The organism is Plebeiibacterium sediminum, from assembly GCF_026013605.1.
GTDB classification, from domain to species: domain Bacteria; phylum Bacteroidota; class Bacteroidia; order Bacteroidales; family Marinilabiliaceae; genus Saccharicrinis; species Saccharicrinis sediminus.
The window spans coordinates 26832-33546 of sequence record NZ_JAPDPJ010000064.1 but is presented as its reverse complement, the minus strand read 5'-3'; the positions used below and the strand labels follow the sequence as shown (position 1 = coordinate 33546).

The window sequence follows — 6715 nt, the reverse complement described above, 5'->3', positions numbered from 1 at the left end:
TATCAAAACGAAGTTTTACCAGTTGATGTTCCAAGATTTGGTATGACAGCAGGTTTACCTGTAACATTAGAAGGTCTTGTGGGAGCTAATGGAACTGTATGGGGATTAGATCATTTTGGTTATTCTGGTCCATACACTGTATTAGATGAAAAATTCGGTTTTACTGCTGATAATGTTTTCAATCAGGTAGTTGATATGTTGAAATAATTATTTTTCAACCAAAATATATTTAAAAGCAATCTCATTTGAGGTTGCTTTTTTTATTGAAAAAGGTTTAATTATATAATCATCATGCTTAAATAAGACGAACAATTAGTATTAATGATCATACTAGAGGATGATTAAATTTCTTTGTAAGAACCATTTGACCGATGAAAATAAATTAGAGTATATGAAAAAGTTGGTAGTTTTTTCCGGAGCTGGAATGAGTGCAGAAAGTGGCATTAAAACATTTCGCGATATGGGAGGTTTGTGGGAACAGTATGATGTAACAAAAGTGGCTAGTCCAATTGCCTGGAAAAATACACCTGATTTGGTTATGGATTTTTACAATCAGAGAAGAAAGCAGCTTTTTGAATGTATACCTAATGAAGGGCATCAACTGATATCTAAATTAGAAAATTTTTATGATGTATCCATTATTACACAAAATGTAGATGATTTGCATGAAAGAGCGGGCTCTTCTAATATTTTGCATTTACATGGAGAATTAAAGAAGGTTAGAAGTACTGTTGATTCATCTTTGGTATATGAGATGAAGGATTGGGAGCTAAAATTTGGAGATGTTTGTGAAAAAGGAAGTCAACTCAGACCACATATTGTTTGGTTTGGTGAAGCTGTACCTGTAATGGAAGAAGCTATTCATATAATTTCAAAAGCTGAAATTGTTATAGTAGTAGGAACATCGCTCAATGTATATCCTGCTGCAGGATTAATTGACTTTGTATCAGATTCTGTCCCGGTGTATATTATTGATCCAGGTAAACCTGCATATCAAAGCAAACAAAATATTGTTCATATTCAGGAAATAGCATCTGTAGGAATGAAAAAGTTTTTTGAAATGATGGATCTAAATTAAATATTACCTGTTAGTTAGCAGCATAAGCCAGTGTAGCTATGTTTATAGATTTAACGTTAGTATTTTTAAAAGCCAGGCAGCAAGCTTCCAATGTGGCTCCAGTTGTTAATACATCATCAATAAGCAATATATTCTTATCATTTAAAGAAGATTCATTTAGTAATGCGTAAATATTTTCTGCATTTTCCCATCGTTCATATCTGGTTTTTTTAGTTTGGGTACTTGTATCGGCAGTTTTGTATAAGATGTTGGTCTCTATGGGTTTATCTAATACTTTTCCCACCCCATTGGCAATAAGTTCACTTTGATTATATCCTCTTTTTAAAAGTTTTTTATGATGTAGAGGAACCGGAATAATCATATCAATGTGGTTAAATATATTACTTTCATTAATTACCAGACCAAATTGCCTTCCCATTTCTTCTGCAAGTAATCTGTTGTTCCTGTATTTTATTGAATGAAGAATGTTTTTCACGATTTCTCCCTTTGTATAAAGTAAAAAGGATGTAGCTTTTTGTATATCAACTCTTCCCCAAAAAGTTAGTTCAACGGGATTTTTATTGTATTGATGAAAATTTGTTAAGGGTAAATTGAGCTTGCATACAGAACAAATAATTTGTTCATGACTAAATAGCCCTCTTCCACAGATGCTGCAAACTTCAGGAAAAAATAAGCGGGTAAAACTCTTTAAGTACGACATAAGGTTTAGTTAAGATTAATTTCATAAAGGTAATAATTTATTAAAGTATATATAAACTGTTGGTAATAAATAGGTAATGTAGGTGGTGTAAATTTGCTTTTACAAACAGGAAAATTAGCTAACAGATAAAATAGTTTATTATGAAAATTAATGTATTAATAATAGCTTTAGTTGCAGTTATTGGATTAAGTAGCTTTAAAGGAGAAAAATCGAAAAATAATAATAATTCAGTTTCATTGTTAAATGTTTCAGGAACAGTTATAGATAATATAAGTGGAGAAACTTTGGTAGGAGTTGAGGTTATATTAGAAGGAACAGATAAAAAGACATATTCTGATTTTGAAGGTAATTTTGTTTTTGAAGATGTTAAAGAAGGTGATTATGATATAACAGCAAAGATTGTGTCTTATAAAGATTCAAAGTCTGAAGATATTCATGTTTCTACTTCCGAAAAGGATGGTCCTATTATGGTGAAGATGGAGCATGTAGAATAGTTTGCAATTAATGTTTTTAAGATAATAAAAGACTGCTTAATTTTTGAGTAGTCTTTTTTTTTGTGCCTGGAAATCAGTATTATAATACTTGTGTGTTAATTTAATGTAAAACTTAACATTGAAAATTTGTATTTAATGTAAATTCAATGTTAATTTGACATTAATAATTCACACAGGGAAAATAAATTACAACAACGGTTGTAATTAAAATGGGAGGCTTTTTAATAACAATTAAAATTAAAAGCCATGAAAATAATGATGACCATTTTGGCTATGATATGTATAGTTACTATCAGCCAAGCACAAATTAATTTAGTTGATGGATTATACTACAATGAACAGGGGGAATTGTACACTGGAAGTTATGTAGAATATTATCCGAGTGGAAATAAAAGGGTTGAAATGTCCGTAGTTGAGGGGAAAAAACAAGGCGTTTCTACTTATTATTTTGACAACAAACTAAAGCAGGAAGTTCGTTCTTATAAAAATAATGAAATGGATGGCCTCTGGGAAACATGGAATGACAAGGGAGTAAAATTAGGTGTGGCTAACTATAAAGATGGTATTAAACACGGAAAATGGTTCATATATGATGAATCAGGAATTTTACGATACGACATGGAGTATAAAGAAGGTGAAAAAGTCGGAGTTTGGAAAATCTACGATGAGGATGGAAAACTAAAAAATAAAAAGAAGTATTAAATACGTTATAAAATAAAAAGGAGATAATTAACTATCTCCTTTTTTTATTGCCTAATACCAAGTGTTTATTTTATATGAATAGTCTGAATATGTGATTGTTATGATAGACCTTTTTTAATGGCAATATTTAAAAAGTCATTAAACGGTTTCATTATATTGAAGGTTTTAATTACTTGTTTTTCAAATTTAGGATCCAGAATTTCTTCGTCAGTTAAGTTTGTTATTAAGGCATAAGATTTAGGGCGTATCAGATCAATATTTGGATCGTTTTTAGAAAAACCTTTTGGTGCAGTTTTTACCTTCTCTCCCCATATTTCAGGAAATGTTTTTTTGAAGGTTTTGTTTTTGATAATATCAACATATTCTTCAGCGTTGTCCATAATGGATTCTCTGACGGTTTTTAAAATTTTAGGTTGTGGACAATAAATTCCTCCACCAATAAAACTATTGTCAGGTTCAATATGTAAATAATAGCCTGCATAAGGACTTTTTCTGCCGCCATGGGCAATATATGCACCAAAGTTATTTTTGTATGGTAATTTGTCTTTAGAAAACCTTACATCCCGATATATCCTGAAAATACAATCCTTAGCATGTGGATGTCCAATAGTTGGATCTATAGAGTGAACCAATGCAATGAGCTGATCAATGTAACTTTCAAAATCGTCTTTGGCTGTTTGATACTTACTTTTGTTATCATTGAACCATTCTTTGTTATTGTTAACAGTCAGTTCTTTCAGAAAATCAAATATTGTTGAAGGTATCATATCTATATGGTTTTATATCATACAATTTAAAAGTAATCCATTTCTTTTTCAAGTTAATACACTAAATCTTTGATTAAATCAATGGTCAAATTACAAACATTTTTCATTTTCCTATAATCAAGTTTTCTGTAGGTATCAATAGGTTTGTGGTAATTAGGACTTAAGCCATTAAAAAGAAATAATGCAGGGATGTCGGATTTTATAAAGTTGGCCTGATCCGACATTTTTAAAAATCTATTTGCCATAATAGAATCCTGTTCAAAGAAATCAAGTTTTAAGTAATGCGTTTTTTTGTTGATGCTGTCTATTTTATTCATTAAAAATGAGCTGGTTTCCTTTGGTCCGTAGGCGTAAATAAAATTTGGTTCATCTTTATGAAATGGATCTTTATTTCCAATCATATCCAGATTGATATTAGCCATTATTGATTTTAAAGGTATTGGAGAGTTGTCTGTAAAATATCTCGACCCATATAATCCCATCTCTTCAGCAGTAAAAAACGCAAATAGAATATTGTATTTGGGTTTCGTTTCTTCTGAAGAGAGAACTCTGACTATTTCCAACAAGGCAGAAACACCTGATGCGTTATCGTTTGCACCTGGATTTATTTTTCCATGGTTGATTCCAATATGATCAAAATGAGCAGATAAAACTATCGTGCTATCATCTGATAAACCTTTAATCATTCCTAAAATATTTGAAGGATTAATTATGGTGTTTTTGTTAATTGGTGAAAATTCAAGTTGAATATTATTATTTGTTTTGGTAATTAATTTGTTGAATTTGTCAGTTGTAGTTTTGTTTAAATAGTAAGTTGGTATGTTTTTGTTAGTGATGTACAAATAATCATTTATAGAATCTAAGTTTCCGATCATATTGCTTTCTATCAATTGATTAAAAATTAAAGAATCATTGTTTTCGATAAGAATAGCTTTTAAAAATTCTGTATTGATTTTTGCTGTGTCATTAATGTTATCTGTTATTAAAGCAAAGTTATAATCTATATTCTTAATGGTAGGATTATTTAAAGAGAAGACAGGAAGACTACTTTTATCTGAGCTATTGTTGCCAAGTGCATAAAAATCATTAATGTATTGTAAGGTGTCGTTGTTAATGATTAAAGTTGGAATAAATGGTGAGGAAATTTTCCATCCATTTATAGTAAATTCTTGCCTGTATGAATTATTTACTTTGTTTAATTTATTTTGAATAATAGAGGTAAGTATATATTTTTCTGCGTATCTGATTCCATTCGTATTAATTCCTCTGCCTTCAAATTTATCACTCGATAATTGAATAACATGTTGCTTTAATTCTTTTTCTGAGGCTTGAGAGTGGAGTAAATATGGTATTGTAAGAATGATAACTGTAATAATTATTCGGTAATTTTTTTGATTTGAATAGTACATATTATTTAGTGGAGATAAAGTTGAAAACCAAAATTCTTATTTATGATTAACTAAAAATAGTAATTTTATCGACAAGTATTAATGAGATTAAATGATGAAGAAATTAATGATTGTGGTTGCCGGAGGTTCTGGTAACAGAATGAAAAGTCTATTACCAAAACAATTTATTAATCTTAAGGGAAAACCAATTTTAATGCATACCATTGAACGATTGATTGCTTTTGATCACTCAATGGAGATTGTGTTGGTTTTACCAGAAAATCAAATTGATTTTTGGAAGCAATTATGCGTTGAGTATAATTTTCAAATCAGTTGTAAGATTGCAAAAGGAGGAAAAACTCGTTTCGAAAGTGTTAAAAATGGATTAGTTAAGATACAGGAAGAATGTTTAGTAGGTGTTCATGATGGTGTTCGTCCACTGGTTTCAGATGAAACATTAAGGGATTGTTTTGAAACAGCTGCAGAAACTGGGTCAGCTGTTCCTGTAACCGATGCAATTGAGTCTATTAGAGTTGTTGATAATGATAATAGCAAGTCCGTAGACCGAAAGTATTACAAAATGGTTCAAACACCGCAAGTTTTTGCATCAGATAAATTAGTTAAAGCATATGAACAACTATTTAATGCGTCTTTTACTGATGATGCCAGTGTATATGAAAAAGCAGGTTACAAAATCCATTTAGCAAAGGGAAATCGTGAGAATATTAAAGTCACTACTCCAATGGATTTGATTATAGCCGAGGCTTTAATGAGTTCGGAATAGTTTAATGGTAACTTTTAATATTGACCAGAATATTATTAAAGTGAAGATAATAATAGCACCCGAAGGTAAATTAAAGTAATAGGAACCAATTAAACCGGTAAGTACACCTAGGAAACTAAAGGCGATTGAAATAAAAATCATCTTTTTAAAGTCGTGTGTAAATATATTGGCTATGGCTTGTGGTATAGTAAATAGTGACAATAGAAGTATAATACCAGCAACTCTGATGCTCATTACAATAGATAATGCTATGATGATTGAGATGATATAACGTACAATTGTGGTGTTAAAACCTAATGTTTTTGTGTATTCCTGATCAAAAGCAATGTAAAGAATTAATCTATAAAATAATGTAATTCCTGCAATTAGAAGTACGGTTAATGCTAACATGGTTATGATGTCAGTAGTGGTTACTGTTAATATGTTTCCAAATAAAAAGCTCATTAAATTAGGAGCATAACCAGGAGTAAGGAATACAAATATAATTCCGATAGCCATTCCTAATGACCATAAAATAGCAATTGCTGAGTCTTCTCTAACCTGGGCTTTTTGCGTAGACCATTCAATTCCAAGAGCTGATAAAACTGCAAAAACAGCTGCTCCAAAAAAAGGATTTAAACCTAAAAAATATGCAAGTCCAATTCCACCAAAAGAGGCATGAGTAATCCCTCCGCTAATAAAAACAATTTTACGTGAAACAATGTATGTTCCGGCAATTCCTGCAATAATACTTGTTAATAAACCTGCAATGACTGCATTAGAAAAAAAAGAAAAGCCTAAAAGAGAAATAATTTCTTGCATG

9 protein-coding genes are annotated in these 6715 nt (G+C 30.4%); 5 read left to right on the top strand and 4 right to left on the bottom strand.

Features of this window, described 5'->3' with window-relative positions:
• Both OM075_RS20065 and OM075_RS20060 read left to right on the top strand, forming a co-directional pair.
• Window positions 1–207: transketolase-like TK C-terminal-containing protein (locus OM075_RS20065; protein ID WP_435873484.1), on the top strand; the 207-nt coding region annotated here is incomplete at its 5' end.
• A 184-nt stretch (window positions 208–391) separates the two neighbouring features.
• A complete protein-coding gene (locus OM075_RS20060; RefSeq protein ID WP_301192337.1) occupies window positions 392–1078 on the top strand; it encodes an SIR2 family NAD-dependent protein deacylase in 687 nt (228 codons plus the stop codon).
• Between the two features lie 10 nt (window positions 1079–1088).
• On the opposite strand, the gene OM075_RS20055 is transcribed toward OM075_RS20060, so the two are convergent.
• Entirely contained in the window at window positions 1089–1778 is a 690-nt protein-coding gene (locus OM075_RS20055; protein WP_301192336.1) for a ComF family protein, read from the bottom strand.
• A 140-nt stretch (window positions 1779–1918) separates the two neighbouring features.
• Between OM075_RS20055 and OM075_RS20050 the strand changes: the two genes are divergently transcribed.
• Window positions 1919–2272, top strand: a complete 354-nt coding sequence (locus OM075_RS20050) for a carboxypeptidase-like regulatory domain-containing protein (RefSeq protein WP_301192335.1) — start codon at window positions 1919–1921, stop codon at window positions 2270–2272.
• Window positions 2273–2518: 246 nt separating this feature from the next.
• Window positions 2519–2974, top strand: a complete 456-nt coding sequence (locus OM075_RS20045; protein ID WP_301192334.1) for a toxin-antitoxin system YwqK family antitoxin — start codon at window positions 2519–2521, stop codon at window positions 2972–2974.
• A gap of 98 nt (window positions 2975–3072) precedes the next feature.
• Here the strand turns inward: OM075_RS20045 and OM075_RS20040 are convergent, their stop codons facing one another.
• On the bottom strand, window positions 3073–3741 hold the full coding sequence (locus OM075_RS20040; RefSeq protein ID WP_301192333.1) for a DUF2461 domain-containing protein: 669 nt from the start codon (window positions 3739–3741) through the stop codon (window positions 3073–3075).
• A 53-nt stretch (window positions 3742–3794) separates the two neighbouring features.
• Complete coding sequence (locus OM075_RS20035; protein WP_301192332.1) at window positions 3795–5150, bottom strand: M28 family metallopeptidase; 1356 nt, start codon at window positions 5148–5150, stop codon at window positions 3795–3797.
• A 91-nt stretch (window positions 5151–5241) separates the two neighbouring features.
• Here OM075_RS20035 and OM075_RS20030 point away from each other — a divergent pair, with 91 nt between their 5' ends.
• The gene (locus OM075_RS20030; protein WP_301192331.1) at window positions 5242–5913 is read left to right on the top strand and encodes a 2-C-methyl-D-erythritol 4-phosphate cytidylyltransferase; all 672 of its coding nucleotides are present in this window, start codon (window positions 5242–5244) and stop codon (window positions 5911–5913) included.
• Here OM075_RS20030 and OM075_RS20025 read toward each other — a convergent pair.
• Window positions 5896–6714, bottom strand: coding sequence for a metal ABC transporter permease (locus OM075_RS20025; protein WP_301192330.1), 819 nt, complete (start codon window positions 6712–6714; stop codon window positions 5896–5898). The two genes, OM075_RS20030 and OM075_RS20025, sit on opposite strands and share 18 nt — an antisense overlap.
• Window position 6715 lies beyond the last annotated feature (1 nt).

Excerpts from the sequence above, each read along its gene's own strand:
- OM075_RS20045 (WP_301192334.1), top strand. The coding sequence starts at position 2,519 with ATGAAAATAATGATGACCATTTTGGCTATGATATGTATAGTTACTATC.
- OM075_RS20055 (WP_301192336.1), bottom strand. The coding sequence starts at position 1,778 with ATGTCGTACTTAAAGAGTTTTACCCGCTTATTTTTTCCTGAAGTTTGC.
- OM075_RS20030 (WP_301192331.1), top strand. The coding sequence starts at position 5,242 with ATGATGAAGAAATTAATGATTGTGGTTGCCGGAGGTTCTGGTAACAGA.
- OM075_RS20040 (WP_301192333.1), bottom strand. The coding sequence starts at position 3,741 with ATGATACCTTCAACAATATTTGATTTTCTGAAAGAACTGACTGTTAAC.
- OM075_RS20060 (WP_301192337.1), top strand. The coding sequence starts at position 392 with ATGAAAAAGTTGGTAGTTTTTTCCGGAGCTGGAATGAGTGCAGAAAGT.
- OM075_RS20050 (WP_301192335.1), top strand. The coding sequence starts at position 1,919 with ATGAAAATTAATGTATTAATAATAGCTTTAGTTGCAGTTATTGGATTA.
- OM075_RS20025 (WP_301192330.1), bottom strand. The coding sequence starts at position 6,714 with ATGCAAGAAATTATTTCTCTTTTAGGCTTTTCTTTTTTTTCTAATGCA.
- OM075_RS20035 (WP_301192332.1), bottom strand. The coding sequence starts at position 5,150 with ATGTACTATTCAAATCAAAAAAATTACCGAATAATTATTACAGTTATC.